Origin of the sequence: Sphingobacterium sp. T2 (assembly GCF_000814685.1) — a bacterium.
GTDB classification, from domain to species: Bacteria; Bacteroidota; Bacteroidia; order Sphingobacteriales; family Sphingobacteriaceae; genus Sphingobacterium; species Sphingobacterium thermophilum.
On record NZ_JXAC01000143.1, the window covers coordinates 1 to 14,340 of the forward strand.

Annotated in this window: 9 protein-coding genes, 2 tRNA genes and 2 pseudogenes; 7 read left to right on the plus strand and 6 right to left on the minus strand. The window is 41.9% G+C overall.

Annotation, left to right across the window (positions count from 1 at the left end):
* Together SD31_RS20245 and SD31_RS09765 are read right to left on the minus strand one after the other, a co-directional pair.
* Positions 1-139 (minus strand): annotated as a pseudogene (locus SD31_RS20245) (hypothetical protein); the annotation flags it as partial.
* A gap of 80 nt (positions 140-219) precedes the next feature.
* A complete protein-coding gene (locus SD31_RS09765; protein WP_039053991.1) occupies positions 220-810 on the minus strand; it encodes a 50S ribosomal protein L25/general stress protein Ctc in 591 nt (196 codons plus the stop codon).
* A gap of 282 nt (positions 811-1,092) precedes the next feature.
* Between SD31_RS09765 and SD31_RS09770 the strand changes: the two genes are divergently transcribed.
* From SD31_RS09770 to SD31_RS19050, 3 genes are read left to right on the plus strand one after another with little or no spacing between them, the layout of a single operon-like run.
* On the plus strand, positions 1,093-2,274 hold the full coding sequence (locus tag SD31_RS09770; RefSeq protein WP_231561416.1) for a Gfo/Idh/MocA family oxidoreductase: 1,182 nt from the start codon (positions 1,093-1,095) through the stop codon (positions 2,272-2,274).
* A gap of 18 nt (positions 2,275-2,292) precedes the next feature.
* Complete coding sequence (locus SD31_RS09775) at positions 2,293-5,292, plus strand: DUF1080 domain-containing protein (RefSeq protein ID WP_231561417.1); 3,000 nt, start codon at positions 2,293-2,295, stop codon at positions 5,290-5,292.
* A complete protein-coding gene (locus tag SD31_RS19050) occupies positions 5,268-5,693 on the plus strand; it encodes a DUF1080 domain-containing protein (protein ID WP_231561419.1) in 426 nt (141 codons plus the stop codon). The genes SD31_RS09775 and SD31_RS19050 overlap by 25 nt, the downstream gene beginning before the upstream one ends.
* A gap of 80 nt (positions 5,694-5,773) precedes the next feature.
* Here SD31_RS19050 and SD31_RS09780 read toward each other — a convergent pair whose 3' ends face one another.
* The 3 genes from SD31_RS09780 to SD31_RS09790 all read right to left on the minus strand — a co-directional run bounded on the left by SD31_RS09780 (position 5,774) and on the right by SD31_RS09790 (position 7,178).
* On the minus strand, positions 5,774-6,730 hold the full coding sequence (locus tag SD31_RS09780) for a ribose-phosphate pyrophosphokinase (RefSeq protein ID WP_039053992.1): 957 nt from the start codon (positions 6,728-6,730) through the stop codon (positions 5,774-5,776).
* Positions 6,731-6,876: 146 nt separating this feature from the next.
* Positions 6,877-6,947, minus strand: a tRNA-Gln gene (locus tag SD31_RS09785).
* Positions 6,948-7,107: 160 nt separating this feature from the next.
* Positions 7,108-7,178: transfer RNA gene (locus tag SD31_RS09790), tRNA-Gln, on the minus strand.
* Positions 7,179-7,505: 327 nt separating this feature from the next.
* On the opposite strand from SD31_RS09790, the gene SD31_RS19055 reads away from it, so the two are divergent.
* The 4 genes and pseudogenes from SD31_RS19055 (at position 7,506) to SD31_RS09805 (ending at position 12,169) form a co-directional block, all read left to right on the plus strand.
* Positions 7,506-9,047, plus strand: a complete 1,542-nt coding sequence (locus tag SD31_RS19055) for a DUF2723 domain-containing protein (RefSeq protein WP_231561421.1) — start codon at positions 7,506-7,508, stop codon at positions 9,045-9,047.
* Positions 8,989-10,533, plus strand: a complete 1,545-nt coding sequence (locus tag SD31_RS19060) for an MFS transporter (RefSeq protein ID WP_231561422.1) — start codon at positions 8,989-8,991, stop codon at positions 10,531-10,533. The genes SD31_RS19055 and SD31_RS19060 overlap by 59 nt, the downstream gene beginning before the upstream one ends.
* Positions 10,534-10,659: 126 nt before the next feature.
* Positions 10,660-11,202: pseudogene (gene pyrR, locus SD31_RS09800) on the plus strand (bifunctional pyr operon transcriptional regulator/uracil phosphoribosyltransferase PyrR); the annotation flags it as partial.
* A gap of 28 nt (positions 11,203-11,230) precedes the next feature.
* Positions 11,231-12,169: an aspartate carbamoyltransferase catalytic subunit gene (locus tag SD31_RS09805; protein ID WP_039053993.1), complete on the plus strand. Its 939-nt coding sequence runs from the start codon at positions 11,231-11,233 to the stop codon at positions 12,167-12,169.
* Between the two features lie 18 nt (positions 12,170-12,187).
* Here the strand turns inward: SD31_RS09805 and SD31_RS09810 are convergent, their stop codons facing one another.
* Positions 12,188-14,188, minus strand: a complete 2,001-nt coding sequence (locus SD31_RS09810; protein ID WP_039053994.1) for a recombinase — start codon at positions 14,186-14,188, stop codon at positions 12,188-12,190.
* Between the last annotated feature and the right edge of the window lie 152 nt (positions 14,189-14,340).

Genomic DNA, 14,340 nt, shown 5'->3' on the forward strand with positions numbered 1-14,340 from the left:
TCGCCACGCTTACTATACCGAATGACCAAGTTGTGCCGGCCTGACGGGCTAGCTCATCCGCAACCATGAAACCTATATTGTGTCGGGTGTCAGCATATTCGCTGCCTATATTTCCAAGACCTACGATAAGAAAATTCATAGCACAAAGGTATAAAATCATTTAAAACAAAAAGGGCATTCCAATGATGGATGCCCTTTTTATATATCTGTCGAAAAAAATTATTTTTTCTTCGCTGCTTTTGCTGCTTCTTGTTCAGCTTGACGCAATGCACGTGACATTACTACAGATACGATAGTATCGTCAGCGTTGTTTAAGATTCTTGCGTTTTCTAATTGGATCTGACCTACACGGATAGATTTACCAACTTCTAATGATTCCATAGGAACCTCGATGTATTGAGGAAGGTTTGCTGGTAAAGCTTTAACACGAAGCTTACGCAACTTTTGAACTAATTTACCCCCCATTTTAACACCTGGTGAAGTTCCTGTTAATTTAACAGGGATATTTAATGAAACTTCTTTGTCGTCGATCAACTCTAAGAAGTCTACGTGTCTTACTTGGTCAGTCAATGGGTGAAATTGAGCATCTTGAACGATAGCTTTTACAGTTTTGCCGTCGATAGTTAATTCTACGAATACTACGTCAGCAGTGTAAAGAACTGGTTTCAAATCAGCTGCGGATACAGAAAGGTGGATTTGTTCAGCACCTCCATAAAGAACTGCAGGAACTAAGCCTTGGTAGCGCAATTCTTTTGCATCTCTTTTCCCTACGTTCTGTCTTACAGAACCGCTAATAGCAATTGATTTCATATGTTTTTAAATAAAATTTGAGGTGCAAAAATAAGTATATTTTCTGAAAAATTAAAAATAAATGTTTGATAGACTTAATTTTAAAAAATTACAATAAACGGGAATGTTTATTGTAAATTTTTTATATTTGAACGTCTCCAATGTGCGTCATTGGATATTGTAGCCTAATTTATAAACCAAAATAGCATCAACATATGGAAAAAACGAATTCTTCAAGACGTGATTTTATTAAAAAATCATTGAATTGGAGCTGCAGCATTCAGTATTGTTCCCAGACACGTTTTGGGAGGTAAAGGTTATTTAGCACCATCCGACCACCTTACCAAAGGAGTTATTGGGGTAGGTTCGATGGGTAGAGGTCACTTTAAATATGCCGGGACGAAAACAGTAGCTATTTGTGATGTTGATACAAGACATCTGGAGTTGGCACAGAAAGCTTTAGGTGGTGGTGTTAAAGAATACCATGACTTCAGGGACTTGATTCAAGATCCTAGTGTAGATATCGTACATATTGCTACTCCGCCGCATTGGCATGGTATCATGGCTGTAGAAGCCGCCCGTGCAGGGAAAGATATATGGTGCGAAAAGCCGATGACGCGCACAATAGGTGAAGGAAAAAAAGTGATGGAGGCAGTAGCGCAGCACGGAAATATTTTCCGTCTGAATACATGGTTTAGATTTGACGCTAAATTTTACGGAATGAATGTTCCGGTAAAGAAAATAAAAAAATTAGTAGATACAGGTTTGTTGGGCTGGCCGCTTAAGGTTACCATCAGCAAGCATACCGGCTTTGACTGGAAGTTTTATTGGGTAGGAAAAGAAAACCTTCCTGTAGAGCAGGTACCCAAAGAGTTGGACTACGACATGTGGTTAGGTCCGGCACCTTTCAAGCCATATAGTAGACACCGTACTCATACTACTTTCCGTGGGTACTGGGATTATGATGGAGGAGGGCTAGGAGATATGGGACAGCATTATCTCGATCCGGTACAGTATTTCTTAGGAAAGGACAACGAAAGCCCTATCAAGATAGAGGTGGATGCCCCACAACAACATTTTGACGCTGTAGGCACCTGGCGTAAAATTACCTACACCTATGCCGACGGCTGTCAAATCATCTTGGATGGCGAAGGTTCGGAAGTAGGTAAAGCTTATATCGAAGGACCTAAAGGTAAGCTGTATCGTGGTTTTGTGTCCGATATTCCGGATTTGGAACGTAAGCTTGCACAATATCCAGATCCAGAGCCGCAGATGACGGACTTTGTGGAAGCGGTGCGCACACGTCAGAAGTTTGCCTTGAATGAAATCAACGGCTACTATTCTTGTACGTTAGTGAACTTGGGATTGGCGGCATTACGCCTTAACAGAACCTTACATTATGATTCTGCTAAGCAGGAGTTTGTCAACGACGAAGCTGCAAACAGATTAATCAATCAACCGATGAGAGGTCCGTGGACTATTTAATTTCCTTACCTAGCAATTATGAAAAAGATTTTTAATACACTATCGATACTACTTTTATTGCAGGCAGCTTCTTATGCACAGCAACCCGCAGGCCGTACGACGGAAACCAAAATTGCTGACGTGCTGGCACAGCAGCCTGCCGAAGAGCAAAGCAAATTTTTGTTGGCCATGCATGAGCTGGAGAACTTCTCTTCAGAAGATATCGCCGAGCTTGTGGCTAAGTTGAGAAAACAAGGTACGCAAACCAACTCCACCATCGAGTTTGCGACAAACTCATACGCCCTGTATGTGATGCAGCCGGGCAAGGAAGCTTTTCGCGCCAAATATGTGAAAGGCTTGCTTCTAGGTTTGGATAAGGTTAAAGATCCGAACAACAAAGGCTATATCCTAGAACTGCTGAAGTTCTGTGCCAAGGATGATGCGGTAGAGAAGGTGGCAACCTATCTTGCTGACGACTATCTGGCTGAAAAGGCAGCACGCGTGCTAAGCGCAGTGAATAGTCCTTCTTCTGCGGCGGCACTTAACAAAGCGTTGGCCGGAGATGTGAACGAAAAAAGAGCAAATGCAATAATAGGAGCCTTAGGAGAGGTAAGAAACAAAGAGGCAGAAGCTCGTATCATAGAGCTCCTAGGTAAATACAATTCGGAGAACTTCCAAAGAAATGCATTGACAGCCCTTAGTAGAATAGGAGGCGAGAAGTCTTTCGATATCCTTTATGCTAAGGCTAAAGCCGTAAACCTAGAGTATGACAGAACGAATGCCTCTGCCCTGCTGTTAGAATACGCGAATAGCCTGGCGAAAAACGGACATAATAATCTAGCTCTCTCTGTAGCTTCCAAAGTGTATAATGAAGCTTCAGAGGACAAAGGTATTGGGGCTAAAGTTGCGGCATTGGAGTTGCTTGCAAGACTCGACGCAAAAGGACAACGTAAGAATCTGTTGGCCTTGACTTCGGGTAAAAATACTATCCTTCGTAATGTGGCTTTAGGTCTGTTGGGAACCGATGTTACGGTATCAGAGATGAAAAAGATTACTTCTTCTCTGGTTAAGTTAGAGCCCGAAGCTCAGGAGAATGTGCTCAACTTCCTAAAGACGAAAGATGCTACATCTTCTATCAAAGCTATAGAAAAAAGCCTTCCAAAGTTGAAGAACGAAGATGCCCGTATCGCAGCGTTAAACACGTTGTCGGCATTGACAAAAGGAACAAATACCGCTTTTCTTATCAAGCAGATTGCCGGTGCTTCGGAAAAAGAGCTTAACGTAATAAAAACATTATTGCTGACCTCTAAGGATGCACAAACCATCAACATTGTGAATGGTGCATTGGTGTCGGCAGATGCTAAGACGCAACTCGCATTGTTGGATGTGTTATCGAAGCGATCGAATCCTCAGTCCGCTGCTGAAATTTTCAAACTTATCAATACGGCACAGGGCGATGTGAGAGCTGCAGCTTTCGAAGCACTGCCTAACGTGGTCAACGATGACGACTTCGATACGTTGGCGGAACTGCTTGGCAAAGCCAACGCTAAGGAAATCAAACAGGTTCAGAAAGCAGCTATCGTGGCCTTGCAAAACAATCCTAACAAGGCCGATATCGTTAAAAAGCTTTCGGCCAACATTTCGCGATCCATGGCGCCATCAGCAGCTCGCTACTTTCCGATCTTTGCCGGAGAGGGCAGCAATGAGTCTCTGCAGACGGTAAAAAACTACCTTGGCACAGATAATCCTTTGCGCACGGATGCTATCAAAGCTTTGGCAAGCTGGTCTAATCCCTCATCATTGGATGCCCTCACTACGCTGTTACGTACAGAGAAAGACGGTAAATTGTTTGGTATAATCTTCGACGGCTTCATCAAGCAGCTTAATGCAAGTACTGTTAACAATGACCAGAAAACATTGTTGCTGAAAGATGCTTTTGAATTTGCTCAAACCGACGCACAGAAAAATACGGCGCTTGCTAGCTTGAAAGCTACAGGAACCTACTCTGCATTAGCTTTTGCAAGTAGATTCTTGTCCGACCCTAAACTAAAGGATACCGCTACAGATGTAGTGATGAACATCACTGCCGACAACAAGTCTTACTACGGTTCCGATGTCCGCAATTGGCTGGAGCAAGCTAAAAATAATCTTTCAGGCAGCGAAAGTTCGTATTTGAGAGAAGCGATAGTACGCCATCTTGCTGAAATGCCTAAAGGAGAAGGCTACGTTTCTCTTTTCAACGGTAAAGATCTTTCGGGATGGAAAGGCTTAGTGGAAAACCCTATCAAGCGTGCTAAGATGTCAGAGAAAGAGCTTGCAGAAAAACAGGCTATAGCAGATCAGAAAATGCGTGACAGCTGGTACGTAGAAAATGGAACGCTCGTGTTTTCCGGAAAGGGAGATAATATCGCTACTGTAAAGCAGTATGGCGACTTCGAACTTATCTTGGACTGGAAATTGGACAAAAACGGTAAAGAGCCGGACGCGGGTGTTTATCTACGAGGTACCCCTCAGGTACAGATTTGGGATATCGCTCGTACCAATGTGGGAGCCCAAGTGGGATCCGGCGGTCTATACAACAATAAAGTGCATGAATCCAAGCCACTGAAAGTTGCCGATAACCCACTAGGAGAATGGAACAATTTTAAAATCCGTATGGTAGGAGATAAAGTATGGGTATGGCTGAACGGTGAATTGGTGGTAGATAGCGTAACTATGGAAAATTACTGGGATAGAAACCAGCCAATTTTCCCAATAGAGCAGATAGAGCTGCAGGCTCATGGCTCTAAAGTGTGGTACAGAGATATCTTCATCAAGGAGTTGCCACGCAAGCAAGTGTTTACCCTATCAGAGCAAGAGAAAAAAGAAGGGTTCCAGATGTTGTTCGACGGAACAAACCTCGACAAATGGACTTCCTCTCCTGCCTATGAGATCAATGAAGAGGGGGCACTACGCGCTAATCCCGATGCCAAATTGGCAAGAATATCTACACCAAAGAGGAGTATAGTGATTTCGTGTTACGTTTTGAATTCAAACTAACTCCAGGAGCCAACAATGGGGTTGGGGTGCGAGCTCCATTGGAAGGCGATGCGGCTTATCTAGGATATGAAATTCAGGTTTTGGATGATTATGCCGATGTGTATAAAAGTTTGAAACCTTACCAGTATCATGGCTCGGTGTATGGTATCATTCCAGCGAAACGCGGCGCATTAAAGCCTGCAGGTGAATGGAATGAACAGGAAATCCGAATGCAAGGCTCTAAAATTAAGGTGACCTTGAATGGTAAAGTTATCGTGGATGGCGATATCAAGGAAGCTACCAAGAATGGTACTCCAGACAAGAAGGACCATCCAGGACTTAAACGCACATCAGGCCATATCGGCTTCTTAGGTCATGGTACGGAAGTGTTTTTCAGAAATATCCGTATCAAAAGTCTATAATGAAATAGAAATAGAAAATTAATGAAACAAAAAAACCAACGCTTAAGCGTTGGTTTTTTTGTTTTATATTGAAAAGGTTATTATTCCACAACAAAAAGATCTGAGATAGACGAGTGTTCGTTTACACTTTTTATTGCTTTAGCAAAAAGATCCGCTGTAGACAATACTTTGATTTTTGTCGTATGCTTAGCTTTTTCAGGATCTAACTGAATGGTGTCTGTTACAATCATTTCCGAAAGTGCCGAATTTTCAATAGTCTCGTAAGCTTTACCTGATAAGACAGCATGTGTACATACGGCTCTTACTGAGTTTGCTCCATTTTCCATGATCAAGGCAGCAGCTTTGGAAAGAGTACCTGCTGTATCGCAAATGTCGTCGATCAACACCACATCTTGTCCTTTCACGTCACCGATGATAGACATGGACTCGATTTCATTGGCGCGTTTGCGTCTTTTGTCACAAATTATTACCTCTGCATTGAAGAATTTAGCAAAAGTACGGGCACGATACGAACCGCCCATATCCGGAGAAGCTATCGTCAAGTTTGGTAATTTTAATGATTTGATGTAAGGAACGAAGATTACCGAACCATCCAGATGGTCTACAGGGATATCGAAGAATCCTTGAATCTGAGCAGCATGCAAGTCCATCGTCATGATACGGCTGGCACCGGCGGCAGTAATCAGATTGGCAATCATTTTTGCTCCGATAGCGACACGAGGTTTGTCCTTACGGTCCTGACGTGCAAAACCGAAGTACGGAACAACAGCTGTAATGTAGTGTGCTGAAGCTCTCTTCGCCGCGTCGATCATTAAAAGAAGTTCGAAAAGATTGTCAGTAGGTTGGTTGGTAGATTGGATAAGAAAAACATCACTTCCTCTTACAGATTCATTGTAAAACGGTTGAATTTCGCCGTCACTGAATCTTGATAGAGTCATCTCTCCTAATTCTTTACCATAAGATTTGGCGATTTTTTCTGCGAGTTCTTTGGTTCCCGAACCAGCGAATAATTTAACGGTGTTAAATTGCAAAGGCATGGTATGTGTGTATTTATATGTTTTTTGTGAATGATGGACAAAGTTAGAGAAATGAATTTGAAAATAAAAAGTTTATAATGAGGTTGTCAGCGTGACAGAAGGAGGGAATAAAAAAGAGAGTTTCAGCAATGAAACTCTCTTTTTTGTTGTCCGACCAGGATTCGAACCTAGACAAACAGAACCAAAATCTGTCGTACTACCATTATACTATCGGACAATACCGTCGAATTTGTTAACCTCTCAGGAGGCCTTTCGAAATTCTGCTGCGAAGATAGAAAACTAAATGTTAATTCTGCAAATGATTTTTAATTTTTTTTTGCAAAAAAGCTTCTCTTCGAGCATAAAAAAGAGAGCTACTTTCGCAACTCTCTTTTTTGTTGTCCGACCAGGATTCGAACCTGGACAAACAGAACCAAAATCTGTCGTACTACCGTTATACTATCGGACAAACTGTGTCAAACTTCGATATCGTTTGACAATGCAAATATATACTGTTTTTTTTACTTGTCAAATTTTTTGTAACACTAAAATTTATCTATATTGATTTTCAGGGCTATATTTTTCTTCTGTAAAGAGCTGATAAACCTATGGAGTCCTCTAAAAATGTAAAGCAGTGTTAAAAAGTAATTTATTTATTCATTTGTATTGATGTATTCCTTATTTTCGAAGCATTGTTTTAACACAAACAACCGTTTGATTAACTTGATCAGTTATTCTTCTGATTTGTAACGATAAAATAACATATCAGATTAATTACAAGACTTATTAAAAGTAAATGATGAATTATAACAAGATTAACAATCTGCTGGGGTGGCTATGTGCTTTTATAGCTACAGTGGTGTACATCATGACAGCTGAGCGAACAGCCAGTTGGTGGGACTGTGGTGAATTTATTGCATCGGCATATAAGATGCAGATTGTGCATCAGCCGGGCGCACCTCTTTTTTTGATGATTCAAAACATTTTCTCTAATCTGGCAATGGGCGACAAATCCCAAATAGCCTATTGGATGAACGTGGGATCGGCAGTTTGTTCGGGATTGACCATCCTATTTTTGTTTTGGTCGATAACAGCTTTAGGAAGAAAGATATTTGTGGGGCCTAACCTCAAAGAAGCCCTTAGTCCGGTGCAGACTATCGTGGTGATGGGTTCAGGATTGGTAGGAGCCTTAGCTTATGCCTTTACCGATACGTTCTGGTTTTCTGCCGTGGAGTCTGAGGTATATGCGATGTCTTCTTTGTGTACAGCTATAGTGTTTTGGGCAATATTAAAATGGGAAGTACGTGCGGACGATCCGGATTCTAACCGCTGGTTGATACTTATCGCTTATGTGATGGGACTGTCTATAGGTGTGCACCTGCTCAACCTGTTGGTGATTCCTGCTATAGCGCTGGTAATCTATTTCCGTAAGACACAGAAGGCTACCTTCAAAGGAGCTTTTAAGGCTTTCTTCATCGGTGTGGTGGTCTTAGCCCTCATCCTTTGGGGAGTAATACAATACCTTATCAAGTTTGCGGCCTTTACGGACTTATTCTTCGTAAACACTCTAGGTCTAGGGTTTGGATCCGGCATAATATTCTTTTCGCTTTTGTTGGTAGGCGGCCTAGTATTTGGTATTGTCTATTCCATCAAAAAAGCTAAGCCAATACTTAATATTGCTTTAATCTCTTTGGGATTCATCATCTTCGGATATAGCTCTTTCGCTATGATATTGATCCGTGCGAAGGCTGATCCTACCTTAAACAACTCGGATCCGGATAATGCATTTTCTTTCTTGAGTTATCTGAACCGTGAGCAATATGGGGACGAACCTCTTTTCAAAGGGAAATATTTTGATGCCAAAGCTATCGATGCTTTCGACAACGGGGTGGTGTACCGCAAAGACAAAGACAGATATGTGGTAGCCAAGAAAAAAACAAAATATAGTTACGATCGCGAAACTGTATTTCCTCGAATATACAGTGATCAAGAGCCGCATAAGACTTTCTACAGACAATATTTGGGTTTGGGACCTAATGAGTCTCCAACCTTTGCGGACAATCTAAAATTCTTCTTCGGTTATCAGATTGGTCATATGTATTTCCGCTACTTCCTATGGAACTTTGCGGGAAGACAAAACGATGTTCAGGGACATGGTTCAGTATTAGAAGGAAATTGGATTTCGGGTATCAAGCCTATAGATAACGTTTTTGTGGGAGGACAGTTTGATTTGCCGGAATCTGAGAAGCAAAATCCTTCCCGTAACTACCTATTTCTTTTTGCCACTGATTTTAGGTCTGATAGGAGGTTATTGGCACTTTGGCAAAAGACAACGTGACGCCGGAGTGGTCATGCTGCTCTTTTTCTTTACAGGTCTTGCTATCGTCCTATACCTCAACCAGACGCCTCTGCAACCAAGAGAGCGTGACTATGCCTATGCAGGGTCGTTCTATGCTTTTGCTATCTGGATTGGGTTAGGTGTGATGGCTATTTGGGACTTCCTGTCTAAGAAAATAAATCCTAAGACTGCAGCTCTAGCGGTATCGGGTGTCGGTATGTTGGCAGCTCCCGTAATATTGATAGCTCAAAACTGGGATGATCATGACCGTTCGGAGAAGACTCTATCTCGAGATATGGCTCTCAATTACCTTGAGTCTTGTGCTCCTAATGCCATACTGTTCTCCTATGGTGATAACGATACTTATCCATTGTGGTATCTGCAAGAGGTGGAAGGCATACGTACCGATGTGCGTGTCGTGAATTTGAGCTTGCTTTCCTCAGACTGGTATATGCGCCAGATGATGAAAAAAGTCAATGACGCTGATGCCTTGCCAATCAATATTAATCCGGAAAAAGTCAAAGATGGTGTACGTGATGTGATATTCTATTACGACTATCAGATTCCGGGGTCGGTAGATGTGCAGGACGTTCTTGAAGTGATGTTGTCAGATGATCCGCAAAATATGATGCAGACGCAAGGGGGAGATAATGTAAATATCCTTCCGACCAAAAATCTGAAGCTAAAGGTGGACAAGCAGGCAGTTTTGGCGAATAATGTTGTTCCGGAAGCATATAGAGATTCTATTGTGGATTCTTTAGTTTTCACCTATCCGATGAACTATGTTTCTCGTGCGGAGCTTTCTATACTGTCAATATTAGCCAACAACAATTGGAAGCGTCCAATCTATTTCACAACCACTACACCTTCCCAATATTATCTTGGATTGGACAAATATCTTATCTCTGAAGGCTTTGCCTTAAGGTTAATACCTGTGGATACCAAAATTGCCAATGCAGAGGAAGAAGGTTCTGTCCAAGATACAGACTCTGTGTATGACAAGATTATGAACAAGTACAAGTATGGTAACATGGGTAATGCCAAGTACTTGGATCCGGACTCATACCGCTACATTACTTACTATTTGAGTTCGATCTTCGGAGAGACAGCACAGAACTTGTTGTTGGCTGGTAAGAAAAAAGAAGCGCACGACGTAGTGTTGAAGGCCTATGAAAATTTACCTAAGAAGGTGTACCAGATGGGTGAAGCGATGAGTTATGCGCCACTTCTTAATGTGATGTACGAAACAGGAGAGTCGGCAAAGGCTAAAGAAATAGCTTTGCGTAACCTGAAGTATATCAAAGAAAATATGCATTACTATGAGTCTAACCAATATATCAAGGATTTGATGTCTGAGCGCAATGTACGTATGGCGCTGGTAGGCTTGCAGCGTCTAAAAATGGTAGCAGACCAACATAAAGACGCAGACGTCCAAAAAGTGTGTGACGAACTTTGGAAAAAATACGGTTACTTCTTCGGAGAATAGCCGTTGCAATATAGAAAAAGAGGATGCTGATAAGCATCCTCTTTTTTATGTATAGAAGTAAGGTTTCGCAAGGATTTTATTCCAAGTATAAATAAAAAAGCCTATTTTTGTCCAAATAATCCTATAATGAAACAATCGATTTTATTAGACGGTCCTAAGTTTCAGATTACCATTCAGCGATTGTGTCAGCAATTGATTGAAAATCACGGAGATTTCAGTAATTCGGCGATAATAGGTATTCAACCTAGAGGAACCTTTTTGGCTAAACGTATCGTCAAAGAGTTGAAATCCATGTTGGGCAAAGAGGTGGAAAACGGAGCTTTGGATATCACCTTTTTCAGAGACGATTTCCGTATGAAGGGCAATGTGCCTTTGATGGCCAACAGTACGCAGATCGACTTTATCGTTGAAGGGAAAAATGTAATTTTCGTCGATGATGTTTTGTGGACCGGTCGCACCATCCGGTCGGCCATGGATGCTATCCAAGCCTTTGGCCGTGCGCAACGTATCGAACTTCTCGTGCTGGTGGACCGCAGATTCTCCAGACAGATTCCTATAGAGCCGGATTATATTGGCATCCAGGTGGATTCCATAGACTCCCAAAAGGTTATCGTAAGCTGGGAAGAAGTGGACAAAGAGGACAGCATCATACTTGTTACAGAGAAAAAATTAATTTTTGAAGGCAAATATTTCTACAATGTCAACTACAGCAGAACAGTTAAGTACACGCCACCTATTAGGCATCAAAGACCTAACTGAACAAGATATTCATCTCATTTTAGATACAGCAGCTAATTTCAAAGACGTCCTCAACCGTCCTATCAAGAAAGTTCCTTCGTTGAGAGATATCACTATAGCCAATGTTTTCTTTGAAAACTCTACCCGTACAAGACTTTCCTTCGAATTAGCGGAGAAAAGACTTTCGGCAGATATCATCAACTTTGCTGCATCCTCATCATCAGTAAGCAAAGGAGAAACGTTGATCGATACGGTAAACAATATTTTGGCGATGAAGGTGGACATGATAGTGATGCGTCACCCATATGCCGGAGCAGGAGTGTTTTTGAGTAAACATGTGAATGCACAGATTGTCAATGCCGGCGATGGCGCTCACGAACACCCAACGCAAGCTCTGTTGGACTCTTTCAGTATCCGTCAACGGTTCGGTGATGTGGCAGGACGTAAAGTGGCCATCATTGGCGACATATTGCATTCGCGTGTAGCCCTTTCCAATATTTTGTGCTTGCAAAAGCTTGGTGCGGAAGTAATGGTCTGTGGTCCTACGACATTAATCCCTAAATATATCACTTCACTGGGGGTGAAGGTAGAGCACGACCTTAGAAAAGCATTGAACTGGTGTGATGTGGCCAACATGCTTCGTATCCAGCTAGAACGTCAGGATATTGCTTACTTTCCATCGCTGCGCGAATATTCTATGCTTTATGGCTTGAATAAGGAAATTTTAGATTCGTTAGACAAAGAAATAACCATCATGCACCCTGGACCGATAAACAGAGGGGTAGAATTGACCTCGGATGTGGCGGACAGCAAGCACTCCATCATACTTGAACAGGTAGAAAATGGGGTCGCAGTCCGAATGGCGGTGCTATATCTGTTGGCAGGAAAGAGAGGTTAGTCATTAACCTCTCTTTTTTTATCCTTCTTTCTTAGGAGGAAAGAAAAATTGCATTGGACTTACCAAAAACAAAGCCCAAATGGCCCTTCCTACTAGTATCAATTCGAAGAACTTCATTTTGCGGGCGCGGAAAGCTAAGGAAAGTGATAAGGTGAAGCTGACGATGAAGTTTACAAAGCCTATGATTCCTATCCCCACAATGCCCCATATGATTGTATCTGTGGTGGCACGGAAGTCACTGCCGTAAATTCCTAGTGCCAGATTACCACTGGCAAAAGTAATGTGTCGGATGTCAATATTTAGTCCCAAGAATATCCCGATAGATCCGGTCATTCCCATAAATACACCAAACCATACGTTGGATATAATACCCGCCCATTTTTTCTGGTAAATGCTGGCAATTTTCTTTGTTTTTTCTTTACCAAACAGTTTTTTAAGAATAGGATGTTGTTCTATGCGGTAGTAAAGGTTATTGTGTTTGTCCCGGTTAGACACACTTCCTGCAATAATTCCGGACAGGAATAGAAATACGCCGGCTATAGCGGCATGAAAAATCGCTGGAGAGTCTATAGGGTCTAAGTCGAACATCAAGGTTTTCCATTTGCTTTCCGCAATGTTGTAATGCCATATTTTGTCAATTCCTGATACCAAGAGCAAAGCCACAGGAAAGGCGACGAAAACGTTGCCCACGAAGGCTATAAATTGGGAACGGAAAACTTTAGAGAAGAAATGGGCGAACTCCCAGTACTTATAGTTTCTTTCTTCCTTATTATCACTTTTCTTTTCCAGGGCTTTCACCAAGGCGGTAGCCGTCATGGCTGGCTGTTTTGTCGCCAGCGTACATCCTAATAGATAGATAGCCGTGAATCCTACGGCATAGTTAAGACTGTACAGTACCGCATGTCCGAAAATACTGGTGTCAACCTTGGCGAGCATGACTTTGATGATGCATAGAAGGCTTACGATAGCACCACCACCACAGGCAGACCAAAACATTTTGACGTATTCACTGCGCGAGGTGGTGATGTAATGTTCACCCGTCTGTGCAGTGTGCTGTGTAATCTCATAAGCCACAGCCTGCGTGCTCTCGTTAATAAGTCTTCTGACATTCGTCTTATTGGTGTTGATGAAGATTAGATGTTTGATAAAATCAATGGTCTGTTGCACACTTTTGCTTTCTTCATCCAGCACAATAAACGGGAGAGTGTCTTTGATTCTTCCCAGCTGCTGTTTGATCCTGAGCAAGGATTGATTCACTTTCATGGATATCCCCAGCTTTTGTGAGTTGGAAAAGGCATCATCAATATACTTTTCACATTGCCCTAAAAGGATGAGCAGCTGTTTGTAGTTAAGGTCTGTACTTTTGATGAAGGATGTCTTTTGATCTCTCATGTAGATGATGATAGCCTCCATCTCTTGCAGCAATCCGATGAAGGGATTGTCGAAGTTGCGGTATTCCGGTGTCATTTTGATGACCTCGGACTCCATGGCTCTGCCGGAAATCCGTTGGGTCAGTACTTCTAATCCATATAATATCTCTGAGATATAGTGGTTGTCTTCTTTGTCGGCATAGATGGTGTTACTCTCCAGCATTTGGAAAAGCTTGACCAGCTGTTCGTCTGGAATACTTTGAATCCAATCATAGTCTGTTCGGGCATAAAATATCTGATTGAGAATATATTCTAATGAGTCTAAGGGGGCTTGATGGGGAATGAGCTTAGCAATAAGACGCTTTTTTACCTCAAATAAAAAGTCACTATAGTTGATAATACCTACATCCGAAATGATGTTGTCAAAATCCCGCTTATGGAGTTCCAGATCAGCCACCTTTTGGGTGAGGATTTCTCTATAGCGAGGACTTTCCTGTAGCAGCAGGATTAGGGGAGTAAGGTCGACAAGTGAAGCATGTTTATGCTTTCTGAAAATGTCGACCAAATCGATGAGGAAGTCCAGCCCCTCTAACGATTGTATATTTTTCCGGTTAAAAAGTTTTATTAATTCCTGTTCTGTCGGAGTCATAGCCTGATACGGATAATTTACAACATGTATAAACGTACGTTCTAACGTATAGTTTGCAATTTATCACAAAAGCTAGGATTTTACATAGTACAATGTAAAAAAWTGTTAAATTATAATTTAAAATTACCCCTTTTAAGGTAAAATTTTGCGTT

Excerpts from the sequence above, each read along its gene's own strand:
- SD31_RS09810 (WP_039053994.1), bottom strand. The coding sequence starts at position 14,188 with ATGACTCCGACAGAACAGGAATTAATAAAACTTTTTAACCGGAAAAAT.
- SD31_RS19055 (WP_231561421.1), top strand. The coding sequence starts at position 7,506 with ATGATGAATTATAACAAGATTAACAATCTGCTGGGGTGGCTATGTGCT.
- SD31_RS09775 (WP_231561417.1), top strand. The coding sequence starts at position 2,293 with ATGAAAAAGATTTTTAATACACTATCGATACTACTTTTATTGCAGGCA.
- SD31_RS09765 (WP_039053991.1), bottom strand. The coding sequence starts at position 810 with ATGAAATCAATTGCTATTAGCGGTTCTGTAAGACAGAACGTAGGGAAA.
- SD31_RS09805 (WP_039053993.1), top strand. The coding sequence starts at position 11,231 with ATGTCAACTACAGCAGAACAGTTAAGTACACGCCACCTATTAGGCATC.
- SD31_RS09780 (WP_039053992.1), bottom strand. The coding sequence starts at position 6,730 with ATGCCTTTGCAATTTAACACCGTTAAATTATTCGCTGGTTCGGGAACC.